Raw genomic sequence first — 25,881 nt, 5'->3', positions numbered from 1 at the left:
CTACCCATATCTAATTGTTTAATATATTTGAATAAAGCTTTAATATTCAAGGGAGGTGTAGCAATGGCAGTACCAAAGAGAAAAACATCCAAAACTAGAAGAGATAAAAGAAGAGCTTCTTCATATAGATTACCTAGAGTAACTATACAAGAATGTTCAAATTGTCATGAACCAAAATTACCACATAGAGTTTGTAGATCTTGCGGATATTATGATGGTAAGGAAATAATTTCAGTAGAAGACTAAATGTTTAAAAAGATAGGTTTTTACCTATCTTTTTTTATATTATTAAATCTTAATAGAATATGTTAAAATACTATTAGTAAAGAGGTGTATAATGAAAATATTAGTAGATACATTAGGAGCGGATAAAGGTTATAAAGAAATTGTAAATGGAGCATTAAAAGCTTTAGAAAATCATAAAGATTTAAGTATAACTTTTATTGGAGATAAAAATGAAATAGAAGAAGTGGTAAGCGAAAATTCAAATAGAATAGATTATATAGATACAAAAGAATACATAAAAAATGATGAAGAACCAGCATTAGCTATTAGACGAAATAAAAAATCGTCTTTACATTTAGGATTTAAGGCCTTAAACGGTGAAGATTATGATGGACTTATATCCTGTGGTAGTACTGGAGCCTTGCTAGCAGGAGCGACTTTAATAACTAAAAGATTACAAAGTATAAGTAGAGCCGCTTTAACAATAGTATTTCCAACTGAAAAAAAACCTTGTGTTCTTTTAGATGCTGGTGCTAATATGGATTGTACTCCTGAATTATTAGCTCAATTTGCATTAATGGGCAGTGTATATTCACAAGGGGTTTTAAATATTAATAACCCTGAAGTAGGCCTATTAAGTGTTGGCACAGAGGAAGGTAAGGGAGACAAGCTTAGAAAAGACACCTACGAATTATTGAAAGAATCCAATCTTAATTTTCAAGGTAATGTTGAAGCAAGGGATTTACTTTCTGGTAATTCAGATGTTATAGTAACAGATGGTTTTTCAGGAAATGTTTTATTAAAATCTACAGAAGGTACAGCAATAACTATAATGGGAAGACTTAAAAAGGGTATATTAGGTTCTTTTAAGGCGAAGATTGGTGCACTATTGTTAAAGGATGTATTGAAAGATATAAAGGATATGCTAGATTATAACGAATATGGTGCAGCACCTTTGTTAGGAGTAAAAAAAGCTGTATTTAAAGCTCATGGAAGCAGTAATTCTAGAGCAATAGAAACTGGAATTGATGCAATGGTGAAGTTTATAGAAAATGATATAATTAGTAAGATAGAGAATGAATTAGAAAAAAAGGAGAATGAGCAATGATTTATGATAAAGTTGTAGAAATTATAAAAGAAGAATTCAAAGTAGATAATATTAATGAAAATACAATTATTAGGGAAGATTTAGGAACCGATTCTATTGGTTTACTTGAACTTGTTATGGCAATAGAAGATGAATTTGATATTGAAATATCAGATGAAAATTTAGATGAAATTGTAACTGTAAAAGATATAGTAGAAAATATAGAAAAATTAAAGAAGTAGGATATTTTGAAACTCAGTAATAGTAGAATTAAGTTATTAAAACAATTAGAAAAAGAAATATTATATGAATTTAATAATTTGGAAATATTAGATTCTGCTTTTCATCATATATCAAAAGTAAATGAACAAGAGGATTCAAATTATAAATCAAATGAAAGAATGGAATTCTTAGGTGATTCTATTTTAGGATTGGTTTTTAGCGAATATTTTTATAGAAAATACAACGATATTGATGAAGGTGAATTAACAAAATTAAAAAGCGAAGTAGTTTGTGAAGAAAGTTTTTCAAATGCAGCTAAATATTTTAATCTAGGCAAATATTTAGTATTGGGAAAAGGAGAGGAAAAATCTGGAGGAAGACAGAGAAATTCTATTTTATCCGATACATTTGAAGCTTTATTTGCAGCAATTTACTTGGATTCAAATTCATATAGTACCGTATATGATTTAATTACAAAAAAACATATTAATATTTTTGATGATTATTTAAAAATTAACAAGAATAACTATAATTATAAAGCAATTTTACAAAACTATGTACAAATTAAATATAAGAGTAAAGTTAAATATCGATTGGACAAATCAATTGGTCCAGATCATGCAAAAGTATTTTTTGTTACTGCCATGTACAACGATATTGTCTTAGAGCAGGGGAGAGGGAAAAACAAAAAGATTGCCGAACAGAAGGCTGCGAAAAATTCTATAGAGAGATTAGGTATTAAAATTGAGTAAATTAAATATTATACCGGTATTTGTACCACATTATGGTTGTCCAAATGATTGTATTTTTTGTAACCAGAGAAAAATAACTAATAAAAATTATGCTGATGATTTAATAAAAACAAGGTTAGATATTGAAGAATACCTAACTTTTTTTTCGAATAAAAATCAAGAAACTCAAATTGCTTTTTACGGTGGTAGCTTTACAGGTTTAAGTGAAGATGTAATGATAGAGTATTTAAAATTAGCTAATTTTTTTATAGATAAAAATTTAGTTAATTCTATTAGATTATCAACTAGGCCAGATTATATTAACGATAGCATACTAGAGATTTTAAAATATTATAATGTAAAAACAATAGAGTTAGGAGTTCAATCTTTAGACGATGATGTCCTATACTATAATAATCGAGGTCATAACTCTCATACAGTATTTAAAGCATCGGAAAAAATAAAAGAATATGGCTTTGAATTAGGACTTCAGCAAATGATAGGTTTGTATAAAGATAATTATGAAAAATCATTAAGGACTGCAAAGAGATTTGTAGAAATAGGACCTAAATTTGTAAGAATTTATCCTACTTTAGTTATAAAAGATACTAAATTGGAAGATTTATTTTTAAAGGGGATTTATAAGCCCTTAACAATTGATGAAGCAATTAACATAATAAAACCGATTTATATTATGTATTCTTTAAATAGTATAGATGTTATTAGGATAGGTTTACAGCCAACAGATAATATTAATGAAGGTAAGGATGTTGTAGCAGGTCCTTTCCATGCTGCATTTCGTCAACTTCTGTTACAAGAAATATTTAAAGAAATGTCGTCAAAAGAATTGAGTTTATTTGAAAACGGTGAAGAAATATCAATAATAGCAAATAATAAAAATATTTCATACTTAGTAGGAAATAAGGGAATAAATAAAAAATATTATTCTAGTGAATTTAATATAAATAAAATTAAATTTATTGGAACAAAAGAAGATAATAGTAAGGTTATAATTAAATCAAATATTGAGAAAATCAAGATAGATATTTATAATTACTATAGAGAATACTTACGGAACTTAGAGGTGTAACTATTTGAAATTACAATCAATTGAAATTCAGGGATTTAAATCTTTTAAGGATAAAATTAAATTACAATTTAATAAACCTATTTGTGCAATAGTTGGACCTAATGGCAGTGGAAAATCGAATATATCAGATGCGATTAGGTGGGTTTTAGGTGAACAAAGCGTTAAGTCCTTACGAGGAACTAAAATGGAAGATGTAATTTTTTCAGGAACAAATAAGTATAAGCCTTTAAATTTTGCTCAAGTTTCTTTAAATTTTGATAATGCTGAAAAATGGATACCAGTTGAATATGGTGAAGTAAACATTACTAGAAGAGTTTTTAGGACGGGAGAATCTGAGTACTATATAAATAAAAAATCTTGTCGCTTAAAGGATATTCGAGAAATATTTATGGATACAGGTATAGGCAAGGAAGGGTATTCGATTATCGGACAAGGAAGAATTGATGAAATTCTATCTTCTAAAAGTGAAGATAGAAGATTTATTTTTGAAGAAGCTTCTGGCATATCTAAATATAAATATAAAAAAGAAGAGTCTTTAAAAAAACTTGAAAAAACCATCTCTAATTTAGGGAGAATAGAGGATATTTTAACTCAGAAAATAGAGCAAAGAGATTACCTAAAAGAACAATCAGATAGAGCAACAATTGGATTACAATTAACAAATGAAATAAAGATATTGGATTTATATTTTAATAAATTAGAAATTGAAAAGAATGAAAGAGAAATATTAAGAAATTTAGAAGAAACATCATCGTTAAATGATGATATTAGTAAAAATAGAAATAAAATTAATCTCTTAAATACTGAAATTACTTCCTTAGAAGAAAAAGTAGATATATTAAAAGAAAAATATGAAAGTTTACAAAACGAGTATAGTAATTTAGAGAAAGAAATAAATAATTTAAATTTAGAAGTTAAGTTAAATGAAGAAAAAATCAAATATGAAGATTCAGAAATAATTAGATTAAAAGAGGAAGAAAAATATCTACAGGAAAAAAACAATAGATTAAAAATCAAAATTGAAGAAAATATAGAAGAAAGACAAGTAATTGAAAAAAACATTGAAGAAACTTCTAAAAATATAGATAAATACAATAAAGAAAAAAATATTTTTTCAAAAGAACTACAAAAAAATGAAGAGTCTTTAAAAATACTAGAAGAAGAAAAAGAAAATTATATAGAGAAATTAAAAAACATAGAAGTAGAACAAAGAACAGAGGAAAACATTGAAAATTCTAATAGGGAAAAAATAAAAAACGATGAAGTTATAAGGGATAAACTACTTAAAGATATAGAAGAATTAAAAAATAATATTAATCATAAAGAAATTGAACTAAAAGATGATTATAAGATTATTGATGATTTAAATAGTATTATAGCTGATTTAGAAAAAGAAATTAATATTTTAAAGAATAATATTCAAAATAAAAATAATAATAAAACGGATATTTCTATTCAAATTAAAGATTTAAATAGGGAATTTTCTTTTTATAAAAACATAATAGAAAATTATGAAGGATATAATAGACAGGTAAGTACTTTTTTTAAAAAAATCAAATCTTCTAATTTGAATACACTGCCCTTAGGAACGTTAGCAGAATTAATAAATGTAGAGGAGAAATATTCTGTAGCAATTAATAATGTTTTAGCTGGAACATTACAAAATCTTGTTGTAAATAATGAAAATGATGCAAAGGAATTAATAGATTTTTTAAAAAGAGAAAAAATTGGGCGATTAACATTTTTACCCTTAAATAAAATTAAAGGAAGAAATCCTATACCTAACTTTAATGATAATAGAATATTATCTATTGCATCTGAAATTATTGAATGTGATGAAAAGTATAAATCACTAATTAACTACTTTTTAGGTAGGACTATTCTAGTCTCAAATATTGATGATGCAATTATAATTAGTAAAAAATACAAACAGTTTAGGGTTGTTTCTCTGGATGGGGATATTTTTAATTCATGGGGTTCTGTAATAGGTGGATATTCAAATAACAAGAAAACCATAAACATAATAAATAGGAAAAAGAATTTAGACTCTATTAAGGATAAATTAGAGGATTTAAAACAAAAATACAATAAACTAGAAAATGAAATAAGTGATTTACAAAATAAAATAATTTATAATAAAAATTTATTTAATGAAAAAAATAAAGATTTAGAAATTCTTAAAAAAAATAAAAACTTAAAAGAAAAGAAAATAGAGGAAATTAATACTCAAATATATATTAAAGAAAATTCTTATAATGAAATTGAAAAATCGATTAATGAATTTTATTTAAAGTCTTTAGAAACTAAAGATATTGGAAATGTAGATGAAATAAAAGAGAAATTAGATAAAATTAAGATTTCTTATAATAATGTTAGAGAAAGAAGAAGTCAAATAACTTCTAAGATTAATTTTTTAGACCTTGAAATAATAAAGGAAAATTCTAAACTGGAATCTTTTAAAAGAGATTTAGGTATTAATGATAACAATAGAAATGAATTTAAAAACGAAATTGAAGATACAAATATTAGAATTAAAACTATTTCAAATACTATACTAGAACTTATTAATAATTTAAAAACCAGAGAAGAAAAATTAAAGGTAGATAGGTATAATTTAGAGGAAATTAACGGTAAGGCAAGTTTATTAAAAGAAGTTATTCCTACTGAAAAATATAACTATGAAACCAATTTAAAGTTATTTTTAGAAAAGAAAGATGAAGTAAATGATATAAAAAACATATCTTCAAAATTAGAGTATAATTTAGAAATAATTAATAATAAAATAGAGAATCTTACAAGTAGTAAAAATAAAATTTTATCTAATATATACGAAGAGTATAATGTATTTTTAGAAAAGTTTACCTTAGTATACAATATAGATAATAGAAGTAAAAGTGATTTGAAAAAACTAAAATCTAAATTAAAAAATTTAGGTTATTTTAGTACAGATTCTATTGAAGAATATAAAACTATAAATGAGGAAGTGGAGTTTTTATCTGCTCAAAAAGATGACTTATTAAATTCAAAAGACGATATTGAAAGTATTATTAAAACTTTAGATATTGATATGAAAAAAATGTTTGCCAAGAGTTTTAATGTGATTAATACTAAATTTAATGAGATTTTCCATATTCTTTTTGATGGAGGACATGCAAGTTTAGAAATACAGGACAATGATGTTTTAAATGGTGGTATAGATATAGTAGCTGAACCACCTGGAAAAAAATTACAAAACTTGTCCCTGTTATCAGGGGGAGAAAGAGCATTAACAGCAGTGGCCTTATTATTCGCTATTTTTGAAACAAGCCCATCACCATTTTGTATACTAGACGAAATTGATGCAGCCTTAGATGAAGCGAATATTTCAAGATATACTAAATATTTAAAATCATTTACAGATACTACTCAATTTATTATGATTTCTCATAGAAAGACAACAATGGAAATTGCAGATATTCTTTATGGTGTAAGTATGGAAGAAGAGGGAGTAAGTAAAGTTATATCCTTAGAAATTGAATAGGAGGAATTATGTTTAAAAATTTTTTTGATAAATTTAAGAATAAAGACAATGAAGAAATAGAAGAAAAGGAAGAACTGGAGAAACAAGAGGAAGAAAAAAGTGGCTTAGAAGAGGAAGATTTAAATAAATCTTCCGAAAAGGAAACAGAAAAAATCGTAGAGGAAACAGTTGAAGTAGTAGAGGAAGTAAATCAAGAAGAAATAGTTACTGAAGAAAAGGAAAGTTTTTTTAACAGGTTAAAAAAGGGATTAACAAAAACTCGTGATAATATTTCCAATAAAATAGATACAATTTTAGCAAGCTATCAAAAAGTAGATGAGGAATTATTTGAAGAAATAGAGGATACTTTAATTTCAGCAGATGTTGGAGTTGATTCTACTATGCAAATAATAGATGAATTAACAGAAAGGGTAAAACTTGAAAGAATAAAAGATCCAAAGGAAGTAAAAAGTCTTTTAATTTCTATTATGAAGCAAAAACTAGCTGAAGCAGTGCCAAATAATGATCTTGACACTTCAAAAAGTCCAACAATTATATTGGTAGTCGGTGTAAATGGAGTAGGGAAGACTACAACAATTGGTAAAATGGCAGCAAAATTAAAGCAACAAGATAAAAAAGTAATGTTAGTTGCAGCTGATACTTTTAGGGCGGCAGCAATTGAACAATTAACAGAATGGGCAAATAGAGCTGAAGTAGATATTATCTCCCATAAAGAAGGAGCAGACCCTGCATCTGTAGTTTTTGATGGAATAGCTTCTGCTAAATCTAAAAATGTAGATGTATTAATTTGTGATACTGCAGGTAGATTACACAATAAAAAGAATTTAATGAACGAGCTTAATAAAATACATCGTGTTGTTGAAAGAGAATATCCAGAGGCAAAGAAAGAAACATTATTAGTAGTAGATGGTACAACAGGTCAAAATGCAATTTTTCAAGCAAAAGAATTTAAAGAAGTTGCAGATTTAACAGGTGTAGTAATCACTAAATTAGATGGAACTGCAAAGGGAGGAGTTGTATTTCCTTTAGAAATAGAACTTGGATTACCTGTAAAATTAATAGGTGTTGGAGAACAAATAGATAATTTAATGGAATTTGATTCTGATAATTTCGTAGATGCAATATTTAATTAATAATTATTCGTTTATTTGAAAATATACATGTTATTTGTTAAAATTATACAACGGGGGTACGTTATGCTTAATAAAAATAAATTTAAAAATGGTTCTGTAAAGATATCTAATGATATTATAAATAAAATTGCAGGCACTTCTGCTTTAGAAGTTGAAGGTGTTACTGCATTAATTGGCTCTATGGGTGAGAAAATTACCAGTTCTAAAAAAGGAGCTATGAAAGCTACTGAGGTAGAAGTTGGTAGGGACTATGTTATTGTTAGTATAAACTTGATTTTAGATTCTGAATCAAAAATACCAGAGACTACAAAAGCAGTTCAAAATAAAATTAAAAGCGATATTGAAAATATGACAGGACTAAGTGTTAGTCAGGTTAATATAAATGTAGTAGGAATAGATAATAATTAGAAAATACCCTCTTTTAAATAGAAAGAGGGAATTTTTGTGTGGAGGAATTTTGAGTAGAAAATCAGCTAGAGAATGGGTTGTAAAGTATATATTTCAAGCAACAATAAATAATGAATATAATAATTACAATTTTGAAAAATTTTGTGAAAATTTTGAAATAAATAATAATGAAAAAGAATTTATAGATAGTTCAATAAAATCAATTTTTGAGAACTTAGAAACAATAGATAAGCATATTGAAAAAAATCTTATCGGTTGGGAATTTAATAGATTATCCAGTATTGATAAGTCTATTTTGCGAGTAGCAACTAATGAAATTTTATTCAATGAAAATATACCAAATAAGGTAGCTATTAATGAAGCAGTAGAAATAGCAAAAAGATTTTCTTCAGACGATGCTTATAGGTTTATTAATGGGGTCTTAGGATCAATATCAAGAAAGAGTTTGATGGAATGACAAAAGCTATAAAAATAAAGGAATTAAGTAAATATATTAATTCTTTAGTTAAACGTGACCCAATTTTGGCAAATTTACACGTTGAAGGTGAAGTTTCTAATTTTAAGATATCATCAGGTAATGTTTATTTTGTTTTAAAAGATGAAGCAGCATCCTTAAGATGTATTATATTTAAAAATATGGAATTAGCAAAAACCATATCTATAAAAGATGGAATGAAAGTAATTGCGAGAGGTTCATTAACAACTTATGATTATGGAAGTTATTATCAATTATTAGTTAAGGAAATAGTATCAGATGGTATAGGTGATATATATCAACAATTTGAAATTTTAAAGAGCAAACTAGCAAAAGAAGGTTTGTTTTCATCTGACCATAAAGTAAACATTCCTAATATGCCTAATTCCATAGGTGTTATAACATCTCCAACAGGAGCAGCAGTTAGGGATATTATAAATACTATAAGAAGAAGGTTTCCAATAGCTAATATCTATATTTATCCTTCAAAAGTTCAAGGAAATGAAGCTGCTGAAAATTTAATAGAGGGATTAAAATTTTTTGATGAGTCTAAACTTGTAGATACTATTATTATTGGTAGAGGTGGAGGATCTTTTGAAGATTTAAATAGTTTTAATGATGAAGGTTTGTTGTATGAAATCTATAACACTAAAACTCCAGTAATATCTGCAGTCGGTCATGAAATTGATAATATGTTATCTGATTATGTTGCAGATCTTAGAGCAGCAACACCAACAGCAGCTGCTGAATTAGCAACACCTAAAATTGAAGATTTAAAAAACAATTTAAATGAATCATTTAATTTATTAAATAAGTATTTTTATAATTACTTTGTTGAAGAAAAAAAACTTTTAGATTTTTATTATAAGGAAATTAATTACTATAATCCTAAAGAAAGGATTATTAACCTAAAAAAAGAATTAACCTATATAAAAGAAAGACTTGAAAAAAACAATTTGAACTATTTTAGTTCTGAAAAGAATAAGATTGATAATATTTATTTAAAAATTAAAAATTTTAATCCAATTAATAGAATTCAAAAAGAAAAAGAAAAATTACAAGTTTTAAATAAATTGTTAAATATGAATATAAATAATTTACTTTCTAAAGAAAAATTCAAAATAGATAGTTTTAAAATTAAATTAGATACCTATGATTCAAATAAAGTCTTAAAATATGGGTATGCGAAGGTATATTTAGATAATAAACCTGTAGGAAGTATAAATAATATTAATGTCAATGACAATGTTAAGATTTATTTTCATGATGGTGAAGCAAATGCATTAATAGAAAGTAAGGAGAATAAATTTGAGTAATAATTTTAGTGAATATGAAAAGGGTATTGAAAGATTAAATGAAATTTTAGAAAAAATGGAAAATGGAGATATTTCCCTAGAAGAAAATGTTTTATTATACGAGGAAGGAATTAAACTTCATAATAAATTATCTAAGATTTTAGAAAGAGAAGAAGGTAAAATTAAAATAATTTCCAATAATAATATTGAAGAAATAGATGAGATGAATTTTTTAAATGAAGAGTAGAAATAATTTTAAAACAGATTTACAAATTAAACAAAACATAATTAATGAAAAATTAAATACAGTTTTTACAGATGATGATATACTATCAAAAGCTTCTAAATATGCAATTATAAATGGGGGAAAAAGGTTAAGACCAATTTTACTTATTGAATTTGCAAAACTATTCTCTAAAGAAGATGACTATATTTATGATTTTGCAATAGCTTTGGAATTAATACATAATTATTCCTTAGTTCATGATGACTTACCTTCTATGGATAATGACGACTATAGGAGAGGTCAACTAACTGTCCATAAGAAGTTTGGTGAGGATATAGCCATACTTGTTGGAGATAATTTACTTAATACTTCAAATGAAATTGTCTTGGACATTATTTATAAAACAAAAGAAAAAGATAGTGTTATTGAAGCAGGTAGGTATTTGGCATATAAGGCAGGAAGAAATGGTATGATAACTGGTCAAATTTTAGATATATCCAATGAATTTTTAAATTCAGATCAGATTTTAGATATGTATAATAAAAAAACCTGCGGATTAATTATGGCTGCTTGTAAATGTGGTGCTATTTTAGGTAAGGCTAATAGTGATGAAATCAAACTAGCCGAAGAATTTGGATATGCCTTAGGATTGTCTTTTCAAATTCAAGACGATATTTTAGATTATGAAGAGGATAAAAAAATAGGAAAGATTACTTTTGCTAATTATACATCAAAAGACAATGCTGAAAGAATACTATTAGAATACTCTAATAAAGCACTGGGGATTTTAAATAAATTTAAAAAAGACACGTATTTTCTTAATAGTTTAGTTAAATATTTAATTAATAGGGATATTTAAATGGAAAAAAAAAGAATAGACCTACTTTTAGTAGAGTTAGGATATTCAAAATCTAGAACATATTCTAAAGAATTAATTAAACAAAAAAGAGTTTATCTTAATAACAAATTAGTAACTAAGGCATCGACCTTAGCAAGCTCTAATAATTTAAAAGTTATTGAAGGTAAAGATTATGTTTCAAGAGGTGCTTATAAACTTATTAAAGCTATAGAAGTTTTTAATATAGATATTAACAATAAGGTATGTTTGGATATAGGTTCTTCAACTGGAGGATTTACACAGGTATTATTGGAACATGGTGCAAGAAAAGTTTTTGCCCTAGATGTTGGAACCAGTCAATTAGACAGGAGTTTAAAAGATAACCCTAGGGTTGTATCTTTAGAAAATACCAATATAAAAAATATTGATACCAATGTATTTTTTAATTATAATCTAGAAATAATTACTATAGATATTTCTTTCATATCTATAAAAAAAATACTTTTTGTATTGGATAAAATAGTACATGATTTTACCAATATTATTATTCTTATTAAACCTCAATTTGAAGGTGATAGCTCGTTATTAAAAAAAGGAATAGTCAATAAAAAGTTTCATTATAATATTCTTAGAGATATTGTAGATTATATTAATAAGAATGGTTTTATTGTTATGGATATAAGTTTTTCACCTATTTTGGGAAAAGAAGGAAATGTTGAGTATTTAATGCACTTAATAAAGGGAAAAGAAGAAAAGATATTTCCAAAAGATATTATAGTAGAAACTATTGAATCAGCATTTGATAAAAGGAGAAGAAATGAAGAAATATACTAGACAAAGACTGATTTTAGATTTAATTCAAGATAATGAAATTCATACCCAGGAAGAATTGTCAGATCTTTTGGAAAAAAGTGGAGTCAGAGCGACTCAGGCTACTATTTCTAGAGATATTAAAGAATTAAGAATTTCAAAAGTTCAAACACGAGATGGTGAGTATCACTATGCAATAATTGATACAGTACATGATTCTTTAAATGAGCGATTAGATAAAATTTTTAAATCAGCAGTCTTAACTGTTAAGCATAATAACGACATGGTTATTGTTAAGACAATTTCCCATACAGCAACAGTTTGTGCAACGTCTATTACAAATGCAAAAATTGATAACATAAGTGGGATTATTGCAGGAAATGATACTATATTTATTGCAGTTGAAGATAAAAGTAAATTGGATATTACAGTTAACGATATTAAATCAATTATAAGGTAGAATTATGCTTGCAGAATTATACATAGAAAATTTTATTATAATAAAAAAACTTAATATAGAATTTTCCAATAGATTTAATGTAATTACAGGAGAAACGGGTTCTGGAAAATCGATACTAGTTAATTCTTTACAACTATTACTTGGAGGTAGATTTCAAAAGAGTTTTTTTGGCAAATATGGAAATAAGTCTATAGTTGAAGGAAAATTTCTAGTATATGATGTTGATAAGCTAAAAGAGTTTCAGGATGCAGGTTATACTTTAGATGATAATGAGCTAATTATTACTAGAGAACTACAATTAAATGGAAAAACTTCTAATAGAATTAATGGACGTAATATTAGCTTGGCCCTACTTAAAGAATTAATGGATGGGCTAATGGATATTCATAGTCAAAATGAAAATCAAACTCTTCTAAAAAAAGAAAACTATTTAAATTTAATAGATTCTTTTAATCCTAATATAATCAATGATGAATTAAAAAAGATTGAAAAGCTTCTAAAGGAAAAAGATGAATTATTAAGGGAAATAGAGAGTTTGGAAATTTCTCCTCAAGAACTAGATAGGGAAAAAGATATACTACAGTATCAATTATCTGAACTTGAAGAGTTAGACTTGGAAAATATAGATGAAGAGGAGATTTTATCCGAATATAAGCTATTAAGTAATATTGAAGAAATAATTAATGATTTAAATAGCTTTTCCAATCTTTTTAGTTCTGAAGACTATAATAGTATAGATATTTTTACAATGCTTGGTAAAAGTAAGGAATTATTGGGAAATGTTGAAGAAAAGGATAAATATATTAAGCCTTACTATGAAGAACTAAATAATATATATTTTCAATTAGAAGATATAGTTTCGGAAATTAGTCGATATACAAGTAATTTATATGTAGATGATGAAAAATTAGCAATACTTAATAGCAATATAGAAACAATAACAAATCTAAAAAGAAAATATGGTGCAAGTATTGAAGATTTAATTGTTTTTAGGGATAATATTTATAGTAGAATAAATAGACTTAATAATATTGAAGAAAATTTAGAAAATTTAAAAAAACAATTAGAAAAAAATAATAAGGAATTAAATATTACAGCATCTATAATAACAGGTGAAAGAAAAAAAATTTCAGAAAAACTAGAAGAGGACATACTCTTTAATATTAAAGATTTAAATATGCCAAATGCAAAGTTTAGAATTGAATTTTCAGAACTTGAAAATGTTGTTAATTCTGGTAAAGACAAGGTAGATTTTTTAATATCTACTAATATTGGACAGGATGTTTTGCCATTAATAAAAATTGCTTCAGGTGGTGAATTATCTAGAATAATGCTTGGATTTAAAACAGCATTAGCTAATGTAGATAATGTAGAAACTTTGATTTTTGATGAAATCGATGCGGGCATTAGTGGTAGAACAGCACAATTAGTTGGAGAAAAACTAATAGATATTTCTAACTACAGGCAAATTATTGTAATATCCCATCTTCCTCAAATAGCTTCTTTGGCAGATAATCATTTATTAATCGATAAGGAAGAATTAGATGATAATACTATTTCAAAAATATATAGTATTAAGAATGAGGATAGAATAAATGAAATAGCAAGGTTAATTGGTGGAGTAAATATTACTAATACAACAATTAAACAAGCAAAGGAAATGATTGATCAAGGTATGAACTTACTTTTATCAAAAAGGAGTAAAAAATGACTTATGAAGAAAACACTATAAAAAGTGAAATGGTATACGAAGGAAGAATTTTAAATTTAAGAATTGATACAGTAGAATTACCAAATAGAAAATATTCAAAAAGAGAAATAGTTGAACACAATAATGCAGTGGCAATAATAGCTATTAAAGACAATAGAATTTTTTTCATAAAACAATATAGAAAAGCTGTAAATAAAGTATTACTTGAAATTCCAGCAGGATTAATAGATGCAAATGAATCTCCAAGAGAAGCCGCTTTAAGAGAACTACAAGAAGAAATAGGCTATGGTGCAAATAAACTAGAATTTTTGTTTGATGGTTATTCTTCACCGGGATTTACAGATGAAAAGACATCTTATTTTTTAGCACAAGACCTTTTTGAAAGTAAATTAGAAGCTGATGATGATGAATATTTAGAAGTTTTAGATTTTGATATAGATGAGGCTTTAAAAATGATAGATGATGGTGAAATTGAAGATACTAAAACTATAACGGGAATTCTATATGTTTATAGAAAGTTTATGACAAATGATAAATAGTATAAAAATAATAGATGTTTTGGCTATGGCAGTTGCTCTTCTAACTGCCCTAGTACTACATGAAAATGCCCATGGTCTTATGGCTTACTTAATGGGGGATGATACTGCAAAAAATAGTGGACGATTATCTTTAAATCCATTTAAACACCTGTCTTTAATTGGAACATTATCTTTATTTATATTTAAATTTGGATGGGCAAAGCCAGTTCCAATTAATCCTTATAAGTTTAAGAAAAAAAGATTAGGTAATTTTTTAGTTTCAATTGCTGGAATTATGACTAATTTATTCCTAGCAATTATTTTTATTATTGTCTATGGATTTATTAAAAATATAAATGTCACTAATTTATTTTCGTTTTTTTTAATACAGTTAATATCTTATTTAATTTTATACAATGTATATTTGGCAATTTTTAACTTAATACCTATTCCTCCTTTAGATGGTTCTAAAATTATTTATAGTTTTTTACCGGAAAAAATTGTATATAAAATCTCTTCTATGGAGCAGTATTTAAATATAATTTTAATTTTATTGATTATTTCTGGTACTATTCCTACAATTATAAGTACTGTAGCTTCAAATTTGTTAAGCTTTTTATTTAATATACTAAGGGTGTTTTAATGACTTTAAATATTGATACAGAATTTTATAATGGTCCTTTTGATCTTTTATTAAAACTAATAGAAAAAAATAAAATAGATATCTATGATGTTTTTCTAAGTGATATTACAGAGCAATTTCTTATTGAAGTTGAGACTTTAAAAGTTAAAGATCCCGATAATATTACTGAATTTATTTATTTAGCTAGTACTTTATTAGAGATTAAATCAAAAAAATTACTGCCTAAAAATGAATACTTAGATGAAGAAGAGGAAATAACTGAGGAGATATTGCTAGGTAGATTAATAGAATATAAGAAATTTAAGAAACTAAGTAAAGAATTTATAGAGATGAAAAAAAATGCAGATTATTATTTGCCTAAATTTCAAGAGGATTTTTTAGAATATACCGTTGAAGAAGCAAAGAACGATATTATTGGTGATAGTAATTTATTACTTCAAGAGTTATTGAATTTACTTGAAAAAAATAGAAATGAAGAAGAAAACTTAAAAAAATTTGAAATAATTAGAGCTGAAGAATACTCTGTAGAAGAATATATGGAAAATATACAATGGAAGCTTGAAGGTGAGAAGAAGCTTCCTTTAGCTAGTTTTGTGGAAAAAAATGGAACTAGACAAGAAATAATAGTAGTTTTTTTATCTGTTTTGGAACTAATAAAAACTAAAGTAGTAAGAGTTATTCAAGAAGATGTATTTTCAGAAATAATTGTAGAACTGAGATGATAAAATGAATAATTTAAAATCTATAATTGAGTCATTGCTTTTTGTTTGGGGAGAGCCCTTATCCTATAAAGAGATTGCAAAAGTTGTTGAAAAAGAAAATAGTGAGATAAAAAAAACCCTAGAAGAAATGAAGGAAGAATATGAAAGAAATGATAGGGGCTTAGAATTAAAAAGTTACAATGGAGAATATCAATTTGTGACAAAAAAAGAAAACTTTGATTACATTAATAAATTAGTGGATAAAAAGAAAACTAAAAAATTAAGCAATTCTGCTATGGAAGTACTATCAATTGTAGCATATAAACAACCGGTAACAAGATTGGAAATAGAAGAAATTAGAGGTGTAAAATCCAATAGCTCTATAGATTTACTTGTAAATAGAGGGTTAATAGAAGAAGTTGGAAGACTCGATAAAATGGGAAAACCAATCCTATATGGGACAACTAAGGAATTTCTTAGAGTATTTTCGCTAGATAGTTTGAAATCCCTTCCTAAATTAAAAGAGATAGAATTAATGTTGGAAGATGAGGAAGAACATGAGAATTAATAAATATTTAGCAAAAGCGGGGATAGCTTCTAGGAGAAAAGCGGAAGAATTAATATTAGAAGGCAAAATATCCATTAATGATAAAATTATAAAAGAACTTGGCACAATAGTTAAAGAAGGGGATGTTGTAAAGTTTAACAATAGGATTATAGAGCCAGTAGATGAATATGTTTATCTATTATTGAATAAACCTGTAGGATATGTAAGTACAGTTGAAGATCCTTATGCAGATAAAGTTGTACTGGATTTAATTGATTATAAAAATCGTATATATCCAGTTGGTAGATTAGATAAGGATAGTAGAGGTTTATTAATATTAACAAATGATGGCGATATTACCTACAAATTAACACACCCTAGTAATGATTTTCCTAAAACATATATAGTAAAATTAGATTCTATACCTAAATTAGATGATTTAAAGAAGCTGGAATCTGGAATAGTTTTAGAGGGGACTTTAACAAAAAAGTCAGAAATTACAAAAATTTCCGAATTTAAATATAAGATTACGATTACTGAAGGTAGAAATCGACAAGTTAGAAAAATGTTTCAATATATTGGTTGTAATGTTGTAGATTTAAATAGGATAGCCATAGGTAACATTCGGGGAAAAGGAATAAAAGAAGGGGAGTACAGACCCTTATCTACAAAGGAAATTAATTATTTAAGGAGTATTTAATGTATATTGTAAAAAATCCAATTTTAGAAGAATTTTACTATATAAGAGATGAATTTAAAATAGATTTGAATATGGATTATAAAAATCCTAGCCTATATTATATTTTTAAAGAAGATGATAACATTATAGGATTTAGTGAAGTTATTATTACAGAAAATATACCTGCTTTAGTTAGATTCTGTATAGATGATAGTTATAAAAATACAGAAAAATTATTTTTTTTAAAGGGTACGGGATCGAAGGTAAAGGATATTGGATTTGATTTTTTAAAAAACGAAACCGAGAGTTTGAAGTTTTATAAAAATAATCCCCAAAATATAAATTTAGATGAACTTTTTTTAGGAACCTGTAATGAATAATATATTATTTAAAAATACAGTTGAAATAACTGACCACTATATTAACTTGTTTAAAAATAAGATAATTATTGCTGCCGATATGACAGTAGGAAATGGTAATGATATATATAAAATTGTAAAAACAGTAGATAAAAAAAGTGAAATATTGGGATTTGATATTTCTGAAATAGCAATTGAAAATACAAAAAATCTTTTAAAAGAATTTAAAAATAATAATATACAAATTATTAAAGATAGTCATAAAAATATTTTTAAATATATTAATAAAAAACTTGACCTAGTTATTTACAACCTGGGCTATTTACCAAAAGGCAATAAGGACATAACTACAGATTATGTAACAGTAATAAAGAGTTTAGAATATGTTTTAAATTTTTTAAATATTAATGGGATTGTTATAATAACCTTTTATCCAGGTCATAGTAGTGGTAAATTAGAATCAATAGAAATTGAAAAATACTTAGCTGATTTAAATCAGAAAAATTATAATGTATTAAAATATTATTTTGTAAATCAAATAAATAATCCACCATATGTAGTGGTTATAGAGAGGTTAAATTGAAAAATACTATAGTAGTAGGTGCAGGACCAGCAGGGATTTTAGCTGCAATTACAGCAAAAACAAATAATAATAATGTTTTAATTTTAGAAAAAAATGAGAAAATTGGAAAAAAATTATATATAACAGGAAAAGGCAGATGCAATATTACTAATTATTCACCTATAGAAGAATTTTTTCCTATGATAAATAGTAATCCTAAATTTATGTATAGTTCCCTATATAATTATACAAATATGGATGTTTTGAAATTACTTGAAGATTATGGATTAAAATATAAGGTTGAAAGAGGAAATAGAGTATTTCCAGAAAGTGATAAATCAAGTGATGTTATAAAAACTTTCAATAAAATTTTATCAGACTTAAATATTAAAGTGATATTAAATGAAGATATTAGATTTATAGAGAAACAGGACAATACTTTTAAAGTATATGGGAGAGCTAATAAATATGAATCTGATTTTCTAGTAATAGCAACAGGTGGAATTTCATATCCGGCAACAGGTTCAACAGGAGATGGTTATAAATTTGCTAAAACTTTTGGACATAGTATTAAAGAATTAAAACCAAGCTTGGTACCTATGGAAATAAAGTCTAATTATTTAAAGGAATTACAAGGGATTAGCTTAAAAAATATTGAATTAACTGTAAAGTTGAATAATAGGGTTATATGTAAGGAATTTGGAGAATTATTATTTACTCATTTTGGTTTATCTGGTCCAATAGTTTTGAAAGCATCAAATTCAATTTCAAATATAGGGGAAAATTCTATTATTTCTATAGATTTAAAACCTAAATTAAGTCCCGATACTTTAGATAAAAGAATACAAAGGGATTTTACTAAATATAGTAATAAAAATTTAGAAAATGCTTTAGGAGATTTGTTAATAAAGAAATTAATACCTGTAATTTTAAATGAATCTGGAATTAATCCTTATAAGAAAGTTAATCAAATTACAAAAGAGGAAAGACTTAGATTAGTTAATACAATTAAGAATTTAGAGTTTAATCTAATAGGATTAAGACCTATTAAAGAAGCAATTATTACAAAAGGGGGAGTTTCTGTAAAGGAAATAAATCCTAAAACTATGGAAAGCAAAATAATTGATAATCTATATTTTGCAGGAGAAGTTATTGATGTTGATGCTATGACGGGAGGATATAATTTACAGATTGCTTATTCTACCGGATATGCTGCAGGAGAAAGTATAAAGGAAAAAAGTAATGAATTATGAAATTATTATAGATAATTATGTAAATAAAAACTTAGAAGAAATTTCTGAGGAAATTGTAAAGATGGTAAGAGAAACCAATATAAATGTAGATTCGTTAATAGTACAGCTTCCCAAAGAAATGTATTATTTAGATGAGAATATTCTAGAAAAACTAGGCAATATCAATATTTTTATTACTAATAATGTAAATAATAATATAGATGATAAAAGAATAATTGTAAAAATTAAAGAAAAGAAAATTTTTAGAATTGCCATAGATGGACCATCAGCTTCAGGGAAAAGTACAATTTCAAAATATTTAAGCGAAATTTTATCTATAGATTATTTAGATACAGGAGCTATGTATAGAGCAATTACATTCTATTTGTTAGAAAAAGGATACTCCTTAGAAGATGAGGATAAAATTGAAAAGGGAATTGAAAATATTATTATTGAATACAAAAATAACAATATTTTTTTAAATAAAAAATTATTAGAAGATGAATTAAGGACAGAGGCTGTTACAAAAAGTGTATCCTTGGTTTCTAGTTATAGCAGTGTTAGAAATAAATTAGTTCATATTCAAAGGAATATTGCTGAAAAAAACTCTATAATATTAGATGGAAGAGATATAGGAACAGTTGTTTTACCTAATGCAGAATATAAATTTTTCTTAATTGCTGATGCTGAGGTACGTGCAAAAAGAAGGTTAAAGGATAAGAATAGTAGATTAAATATGACCTTTGATGAAATAGTTAAAGATATTGAGAGAAGGGATTATCTTGATTCAACTAGAGCTATTTCACCTTTGAAAAAGGCAGAAGATGCTGTTATTATAGATTCTTCTAAATTATCTATTAATGAAGTAGTAGAAAATATGTTAAAGATTATTCGAGGTATGTAATGTATTGGTTTTTTAGAAATATTTTGTGGGTATTATTAAGAATTATATTTAGAATTGAAATTCATGGAAAAGAAAATATGAATACAAATGGGAAACTTATTATTTGTTCAAACCATATTAGTCTATTAGATCCATTAATTCTGGCCATAACCTATAATAGACAAATTCATTTTATGGCAAAAAAAGAATTATTTGAAATTCCCATAGTAGGTAAACTGTTTTATAAAGTTGGAGCATTTCCAGTTGATAGGAAAAAAGCTGATTTAAAAAGTATAAAACAATCTTTAAAAATATTAAAGGAAGATAAGGTTTTAGGGATTTTTCCAGAAGGAACAAGAGTAAAGACAATAGATACAAATAATGTAAAAGATGGTATAGGCATGATGGCTAATAGAGCCAATGCAGATATTTTACCAGTTCATATAGAGACAAATTATAAATTATTTAGAAAGGTAAAAGTAAGTTATAAGCCTGTAGTAAAAATAGATACTTTTTCAGAAATACCAAAAGAGGAAAAGAACAGAACTATTACCTTGGCAGCTTATAATGAAATATATGATTTATCGGAGTAATTATGGAAATATATATTGCAGAAAATGCAGGATTTTGTTTTGGAGTAAAAAGAGCTATAGATATAACAGAGGAAGCTTTAAATAGTTTAGTAAAAACAAATTCTTTAGGATTATTAATACACAACAAACAAGAAGTAGAAAGATTAGAGAAAAAAGGTCTTAATGTTTTACAAGATGTAAAACAAGTAGAAGATAAAGAAAATTTAATAATTAGAAGTCATGGTGAGACTTTAAAGAAAAAGAAAGAAATTAAAAGTCTAGGATATAATCTTATAGATGCAACTTGTCCGATTTTGTTATCTATCTATAAAAAAATACAAAAAGCAGAATCAGAAGGATATACTATTGTAATAATTGGTGATAGGAATCATCCGGAGATTATTGCAATGTGTGGTCAAATTTCAAGTGAAGCTATTATAATAAATAGTGTTGAAGAGGCAGAAAAGTTAAAAAATAAAAAAAATTTATATATTATCTCTCAAACTACTAATTTAATAGAGAAATTTTTGAAATTATCTGATATAATAAATAGAAGTAATACTAATGTAGTGATAAAAAATACAATATGCAATGCTACAAAATTAAGACAACAGTCAGCAGTTGAATTAGCAAAACAAATGGAAGCAATGATTGTTATTGGAGGAAAAACGAGTTCAAATACTAACAAACTCTATGAATTGTCCAAGAAGCATTGTAAAAATTCATTTAGAATTGAGACAATAAATGATTTATCTTTACAAGAAGTATTGAAATATAAAAAAATAGGGATTACCGCAGGTGCGTCTACACCTGAATGGATAATTGAGGAGGTTGTTCAAGTAATGGATAATTACAGCAAAGACGAGTTTATGGAGCAAGTAGAAGGAAGTATAACTAAGATATACCCTAAAGATGTAGTTAAAGGTAGTGTTATTTATGTTACTGATAATGAAGTTATGGTAAATATTGGTTATAGTTCAGATGGGATAATTAAATTAGATGAATTATCAACTGATCCAGACAAAAAACCTAAAGATCTTTTCACAGAGGGTCAAGAAATAGAAGTTTACGTTATTAAACTTGACGATGGTGAAGGAAACGTAGTTTTATCTACGAGAAGAGTTGAGGGCTTGAAAAACTGGAAAAAACTCGTAGAAATTTATGAAAATGACGAAACAGTAAATGCTGAAGTTATTAAGGAAGTTAAAGGTGGTTTGTTAGCTTCTATACTTGGTATCAATGCTTTTATTCCTGGTTCTCAGATTACTACTTCTTATGTAAAAGATTTATCACCATATGTTGGTCAAACATTAGAATATAAAATTATAAGTATAGACGAAAAGAAAAGAAGATTAGTTTTATCGAGAAGACAAATAGAAGAAGCTGCCGAAAAAGAAAGAATTGACAAAGCTTGGGAAAATATCGAAGTAGATAAAATACTTCCTGGTAAAGTTGAAAGATTAACAGATTTTGGTGCTTTTGTTGATGTTGGTGGAATTGATGGATTAATTCATATTTCTGATATTTCATGGAGAAGAATAAAACATCCTTCAGATGTATTAACAGTTGGTGATGAAATCGAAGTTAAGGTACTTAGAGCAAACAAGGAAAAGAACAGAATATCATTAGGATTAAAACAACTTACTAAAAAACCATTTGAATTATTTATGGAAAATAATAATGTTGGGGATATTGTAACAGGTGAAGTTGTTAATCTATTAGATTTTGGAGCATTTGTACGTCTTGAAGAAGGAGTTGAAGGATTAGTACATGTATCACAAATAAGCTATGAACATGTTGAAAAACCTTCAGATGAATTAAATATTGGAGATAAGATTCAAGTAAAAATACTAGATATTAATCCAGAAACTAAAAGAATTGCATTAAGTATAAAAGAAACTTTAGAAAAACCAGAAATGCCAGAAAAACCTGCACCAAAAAAAGTTTCAAAACCTAAAGAAGAAAAAATACCTGAATATGAAAATCAGGAGTTAGAACATAATTTAGGTGAAATTTTAGATGCAGAATTAAACAAAAATACTGAAGAATAAAATTAATAAATAAAGGTAGAGTGGTCTCTATCTTTTTTATTTGATACTCTCTTTTTATTATTTGTCTCAGAAAGGTATTCTATGTATAGCAGAAAAGATCAAGAAAATTTTGAAGATAGGTTTTTAAGTGAATTTGCAGCAAAAAGTAAATTTGCAACTAGAAAAAGATTTGAGGAACAAGATTTTTTAAGGACTTCATATCAAAGAGATAGAGATAGAATTATTCATTCAAAATCATTCAGAAGGTTAAAACATAAAACTCAAGTTTATATTTCTCCTGAAAAAGATCATTATAGAACAAGATTAACACATACATTAGAAGTAGCTCAAATAGCCAGAACTATAGCTAGAGCTTTAAGATTAAATGAAGATTTAACAGAGGCTATAGCTTTAGGTCATGACTTAGGGCATACTCCTTTTGGACATATGGGAGAGGAAGTATTAAATGAATTAAATCCTTTTGGATTTAAACACTACCTACATTCTGTAAGAGTAGTGGATTTATTAGAAAACTCTAAAGAAAGATCTGGTTTAAATCTAACAGAAGAAGTATTAGATGGAATTGCAAATCATACAGGAAATAACATAGCTAAAACTATGGAGGGAAAGATTATTAAATTTGCAGATAGAATTGCATATATTAATCATGATATTGATGATTCTATTAGAGCAGGAATTTTAAGCGAAACTGATATACCAAAGGATATTTCAAAATCCCTTGGTACCTCTTCTAGTATTAGAATTAATACTTTAGTAAATGATGTTATTAAGAATAGTTATTTAAAAAACAATATAGAAATGTCCAGTAATAAGGCTAAAATGATGAATGAATTAAGGAAATTTATGTTTGAGCGGGTTTATTATAATCCAAAAGTTAAAAATGACGAGGTTAAAGCTAAAGGAATAATTGAGAATCTTTATAGCTATTATAAAAAATATTTTAATAAGCTTCCAAAAGCTCATGTAGATTTTTATAAAAATAATGAAATTTTAAAAAATTCTTCTAAAGATGAAATAATTACAGATTATATAGCAGGAATGACGGACACTTTTGCAATTCATAAATATATGGATTTATTTGTACCTAAACAGTGGACAATTTAGGAGGTAAATATTGGCATATATTCCGGAAGATAAAATCGAAGAAATAAAAGATCAATTGGATATAGTTAATATTATTTCAGAATATGTTGATTTAAAACAATCTGGCAATAATTATATTGGACTATGTCCTTTTCATAATGAAAAAACACCTTCATTTACAGTATCTAGTCAAAAAGGAATATTTCATTGTTTTGGTTGTGGTGAAGGTGGGGACACCATTTCTTTTATTATGAAAAAGGAAAATTTATCATATCCTGAAGCTATACAGTTTTTAGCAGACAAATTAGGTATTTTTATAGAAACTGGAAAGGTTGATAAGGAATTATACGAGCATAGAAAAAAATTGTTTGCTATAAATAATGAAGCAAAACTTTTTTTCTTTCATAATCTTCTAACAAATCAAGAACCAAAAAAATATATTGCAGAAAGAGGATTAAAAAAAGAATTAATAAATAAATTCATGATAGGTTATGCAACTGATAATTTTCAAGATCTATTAAATTATATGGTAAAAAAGGGTTATAAAATAGAAGATCTACTAGAATTAGGATTAGTTAAAAAGTCAAGAAAAAATAATTCTCTTTATGATGCTTATAGAAATCGATTAATATTTCCAATTATAGATTCAAGAAAGAATATAATAGGTTTTGGGGGGAGAACCTTATCTAATGATAGGGCGAAATATATTAATTCCCCAGAAAGTTTAGTTTACCATAAAAGTAATAATGTTTATGGTGTAATGAATTTAAGAAATGCCTCTAAAGAGAATAAAGTTATTTTAGTTGAAGGTTACATGGATGTAATTTCTTTATCAAATTATGGAATAGATTATAGCGTGGCAAGTTTAGGGACTTCTTTAACAATAGAACAGGCAAAATTAATATCAAGATATACTAAGAACGTATATATTTGTTATGATGGCGATGAAGCAGGCATAAATGCAGCAGAAAGAGCTTTAGAAATTTTTAGAAATATTAATGTATCACCTAATATTGTAAAGATACCAGACGGCTTAGATCCAGATGATTATCTAAAAAAATATGGAAGAGATTCATTTAATCAATTATTAGAAAATTCTCTAAATCCTATTTTGTACAAATATAACAATTTAATAGATGAATATGATTTAAACGATATAGATCAAAAGGTCGTTTTTTTAAAGAAATTAACTGAATTACTAGCGGAAATAGAAAGTAAATTAGTTAGAGATGAATATATTAATAGGTTTTCAGATGATTTGTCAATTGATAAAGATAATTTACAATATGAAATAGATAATTATTTAAATACTAAAGTAAAGGATATTAGGACTAAAAAAGAAGTTATAAATAATAAATCTAATGATGGCTATAAGAAGCTTTTATTAGAGTCATTACGCTATATTATTTTTAATCCTAATATTTCAAAAGATATAATAGAAGTTTCAAATTTTTTAAATGAAAAAACTGAGTTTTGGACAAAAGCCTTAAATATAATTGAAAAAATAGATTATAGTTCAGAAGAGTCAATTAAAAATCAAATTAATAATTTGAATTTAGAAAAAAATACTAAATTAATTTTTGATGCAGTTTTTAAAGTTAAAGATTACAATTACTATTTAAATGAGGACAATGCAAAAAATTATATTAAAAGTATGGAAAAAAATAAATTAATAATAGAAAGAGATATTTTAAAAGCTCAATTTATTTTATTGGAAGATTATGATAAATTAACGGATGAATTAAAAAATGTTTATAATAAGCTAGCAATGGATATATTTAAACTAGATATAGATATAAAAAAGATGACTTAGTCAGGAG

The 25,881-nt window shown here is 25.8% G+C and carries 28 protein-coding genes; all 28 read left to right on the top strand.

Annotation, left to right across the window (positions count from 1 at the left end):
* Positions 1-63: 63 nt before the first annotated feature.
* The 28 genes from rpmF to dnaG all read left to right on the top strand — a co-directional run bounded on the left by rpmF (position 64) and on the right by dnaG (position 25,874).
* The gene (gene rpmF / locus WAO56_RS08060) at positions 64-246 is read left to right on the top strand and encodes a 50S ribosomal protein L32 (RefSeq protein WP_422143043.1); all 183 of its coding nucleotides are present in this window, start codon (positions 64-66) and stop codon (positions 244-246) included.
* Between the two features lie 91 nt (positions 247-337).
* Positions 338-1,333, top strand: coding sequence for a phosphate acyltransferase PlsX (gene plsX, locus WAO56_RS08055; RefSeq protein ID WP_422143042.1), 996 nt, complete (start codon positions 338-340; stop codon positions 1,331-1,333).
* Complete coding sequence (locus WAO56_RS08050) at positions 1,330-1,554, top strand: acyl carrier protein (RefSeq protein WP_422143041.1); 225 nt, start codon at positions 1,330-1,332, stop codon at positions 1,552-1,554. Before plsX ends, WAO56_RS08050 begins: the two co-directional genes overlap by 4 nt.
* Before the next feature lie 6 nt (positions 1,555-1,560).
* Entirely contained in the window at positions 1,561-2,286 is a 726-nt protein-coding gene (rnc, locus tag WAO56_RS08045; protein ID WP_422143040.1) for a ribonuclease III, read from the top strand.
* Entirely contained in the window at positions 2,279-3,355 is a 1,077-nt protein-coding gene (locus WAO56_RS08040; RefSeq protein ID WP_422143039.1) for an elongator complex protein 3, read from the top strand. Before rnc ends, WAO56_RS08040 begins: the two co-directional genes overlap by 8 nt.
* Before the next feature lie 4 nt (positions 3,356-3,359).
* Positions 3,360-6,875, top strand: a complete 3,516-nt coding sequence (gene smc / locus WAO56_RS08035) for a chromosome segregation protein SMC (RefSeq protein WP_422143038.1) — start codon at positions 3,360-3,362, stop codon at positions 6,873-6,875.
* Positions 6,876-6,883: 8 nt separating this feature from the next.
* A complete protein-coding gene (ftsY, locus tag WAO56_RS08030) occupies positions 6,884-8,008 on the top strand; it encodes a signal recognition particle-docking protein FtsY (RefSeq protein WP_422143037.1) in 1,125 nt (374 codons plus the stop codon).
* A 63-nt stretch (positions 8,009-8,071) separates the two neighbouring features.
* Complete coding sequence (locus WAO56_RS08025; protein ID WP_422143036.1) at positions 8,072-8,416, top strand: Asp23/Gls24 family envelope stress response protein; 345 nt, start codon at positions 8,072-8,074, stop codon at positions 8,414-8,416.
* Between the two features lie 49 nt (positions 8,417-8,465).
* Entirely contained in the window at positions 8,466-8,873 is a 408-nt protein-coding gene (nusB, locus tag WAO56_RS08020; protein ID WP_422143035.1) for a transcription antitermination factor NusB, read from the top strand.
* Positions 8,870-10,207 carry an exodeoxyribonuclease VII large subunit gene (gene xseA / locus WAO56_RS08015; protein ID WP_422143034.1) on the top strand — a complete coding sequence of 446 codons (1,338 nt, stop codon included), beginning with the start codon at positions 8,870-8,872 and terminating at the stop codon, positions 10,205-10,207. The genes nusB and xseA overlap by 4 nt, the downstream gene beginning before the upstream one ends.
* Positions 10,200-10,433: an exodeoxyribonuclease VII small subunit gene (xseB, locus tag WAO56_RS08010; RefSeq protein WP_422143033.1), complete on the top strand. Its 234-nt coding sequence runs from the start codon at positions 10,200-10,202 to the stop codon at positions 10,431-10,433. Before xseA ends, xseB begins: the two co-directional genes overlap by 8 nt.
* Entirely contained in the window at positions 10,423-11,271 is an 849-nt protein-coding gene (locus WAO56_RS08005) for a polyprenyl synthetase family protein (RefSeq protein WP_422143032.1), read from the top strand. The genes xseB and WAO56_RS08005 overlap by 11 nt, the downstream gene beginning before the upstream one ends.
* Positions 11,272-12,084 carry a TlyA family RNA methyltransferase gene (locus tag WAO56_RS08000; protein WP_422143031.1) on the top strand — a complete coding sequence of 271 codons (813 nt, stop codon included), beginning with the start codon at positions 11,272-11,274 and terminating at the stop codon, positions 12,082-12,084.
* On the top strand, positions 12,068-12,520 hold the full coding sequence (locus WAO56_RS07995) for an arginine repressor (protein WP_422143030.1): 453 nt from the start codon (positions 12,068-12,070) through the stop codon (positions 12,518-12,520). The genes WAO56_RS08000 and WAO56_RS07995 overlap by 17 nt, the downstream gene beginning before the upstream one ends.
* A gap of 4 nt (positions 12,521-12,524) precedes the next feature.
* A complete protein-coding gene (gene recN, locus WAO56_RS07990; protein WP_422143029.1) occupies positions 12,525-14,231 on the top strand; it encodes a DNA repair protein RecN in 1,707 nt (568 codons plus the stop codon).
* The gene (locus WAO56_RS07985) at positions 14,228-14,770 is read left to right on the top strand and encodes an NUDIX hydrolase (protein ID WP_422143028.1); all 543 of its coding nucleotides are present in this window, start codon (positions 14,228-14,230) and stop codon (positions 14,768-14,770) included. Before recN ends, WAO56_RS07985 begins: the two co-directional genes overlap by 4 nt.
* A complete protein-coding gene (locus WAO56_RS07980) occupies positions 14,760-15,392 on the top strand; it encodes a site-2 protease family protein (protein WP_422143027.1) in 633 nt (210 codons plus the stop codon). Before WAO56_RS07985 ends, WAO56_RS07980 begins: the two co-directional genes overlap by 11 nt.
* Positions 15,392-16,114 carry a segregation and condensation protein A gene (locus WAO56_RS07975; protein WP_422143026.1) on the top strand — a complete coding sequence of 241 codons (723 nt, stop codon included), beginning with the start codon at positions 15,392-15,394 and terminating at the stop codon, positions 16,112-16,114. Before WAO56_RS07980 ends, WAO56_RS07975 begins: the two co-directional genes overlap by 1 nt.
* A gap of 4 nt (positions 16,115-16,118) precedes the next feature.
* Positions 16,119-16,661, top strand: a complete 543-nt coding sequence (scpB, locus tag WAO56_RS07970) for an SMC-Scp complex subunit ScpB (RefSeq protein ID WP_422143025.1) — start codon at positions 16,119-16,121, stop codon at positions 16,659-16,661.
* Entirely contained in the window at positions 16,651-17,340 is a 690-nt protein-coding gene (locus WAO56_RS07965) for a pseudouridine synthase (RefSeq protein ID WP_422143023.1), read from the top strand. Before scpB ends, WAO56_RS07965 begins: the two co-directional genes overlap by 11 nt.
* Positions 17,340-17,699: a hypothetical protein gene (locus WAO56_RS07960; protein WP_422146324.1), complete on the top strand. Its 360-nt coding sequence runs from the start codon at positions 17,340-17,342 to the stop codon at positions 17,697-17,699. Before WAO56_RS07965 ends, WAO56_RS07960 begins: the two co-directional genes overlap by 1 nt.
* A complete protein-coding gene (locus tag WAO56_RS07955; RefSeq protein WP_422143021.1) occupies positions 17,692-18,261 on the top strand; it encodes a tRNA (mnm(5)s(2)U34)-methyltransferase in 570 nt (189 codons plus the stop codon). Before WAO56_RS07960 ends, WAO56_RS07955 begins: the two co-directional genes overlap by 8 nt.
* Entirely contained in the window at positions 18,258-19,493 is a 1,236-nt protein-coding gene (locus tag WAO56_RS07950; RefSeq protein WP_422143020.1) for an NAD(P)/FAD-dependent oxidoreductase, read from the top strand. The genes WAO56_RS07955 and WAO56_RS07950 overlap by 4 nt, the downstream gene beginning before the upstream one ends.
* A complete protein-coding gene (gene cmk / locus WAO56_RS07945) occupies positions 19,483-20,376 on the top strand; it encodes a (d)CMP kinase (protein ID WP_422143019.1) in 894 nt (297 codons plus the stop codon). The genes WAO56_RS07950 and cmk overlap by 11 nt, the downstream gene beginning before the upstream one ends.
* A complete protein-coding gene (locus WAO56_RS07940) occupies positions 20,376-20,948 on the top strand; it encodes a lysophospholipid acyltransferase family protein (protein WP_422143018.1) in 573 nt (190 codons plus the stop codon). The genes cmk and WAO56_RS07940 overlap by 1 nt, the downstream gene beginning before the upstream one ends.
* Positions 20,949-20,950: 2 nt before the next feature.
* Positions 20,951-22,978 carry a bifunctional 4-hydroxy-3-methylbut-2-enyl diphosphate reductase/30S ribosomal protein S1 gene (locus WAO56_RS07935; protein WP_422146323.1) on the top strand — a complete coding sequence of 676 codons (2,028 nt, stop codon included), beginning with the start codon at positions 20,951-20,953 and terminating at the stop codon, positions 22,976-22,978.
* A gap of 81 nt (positions 22,979-23,059) precedes the next feature.
* Positions 23,060-24,082: a deoxyguanosinetriphosphate triphosphohydrolase gene (locus tag WAO56_RS07930; protein ID WP_422143016.1), complete on the top strand. Its 1,023-nt coding sequence runs from the start codon at positions 23,060-23,062 to the stop codon at positions 24,080-24,082.
* Positions 24,083-24,092: 10 nt separating this feature from the next.
* Positions 24,093-25,874 carry a DNA primase gene (gene dnaG, locus WAO56_RS07925; RefSeq protein WP_422143015.1) on the top strand — a complete coding sequence of 594 codons (1,782 nt, stop codon included), beginning with the start codon at positions 24,093-24,095 and terminating at the stop codon, positions 25,872-25,874.
* Positions 25,875-25,881 lie beyond the last annotated feature (7 nt).

It is taken from the genome of Miniphocaeibacter sp. (genome assembly GCF_049276255.1).
In the GTDB taxonomy this organism is placed as follows: Bacteria; Bacillota; Clostridia; order Tissierellales; family Peptoniphilaceae; genus Miniphocaeibacter.
Note: the sequence above shows the minus strand (reverse complement) of the source record. Positions and strands in the feature narration are given on the sequence as shown.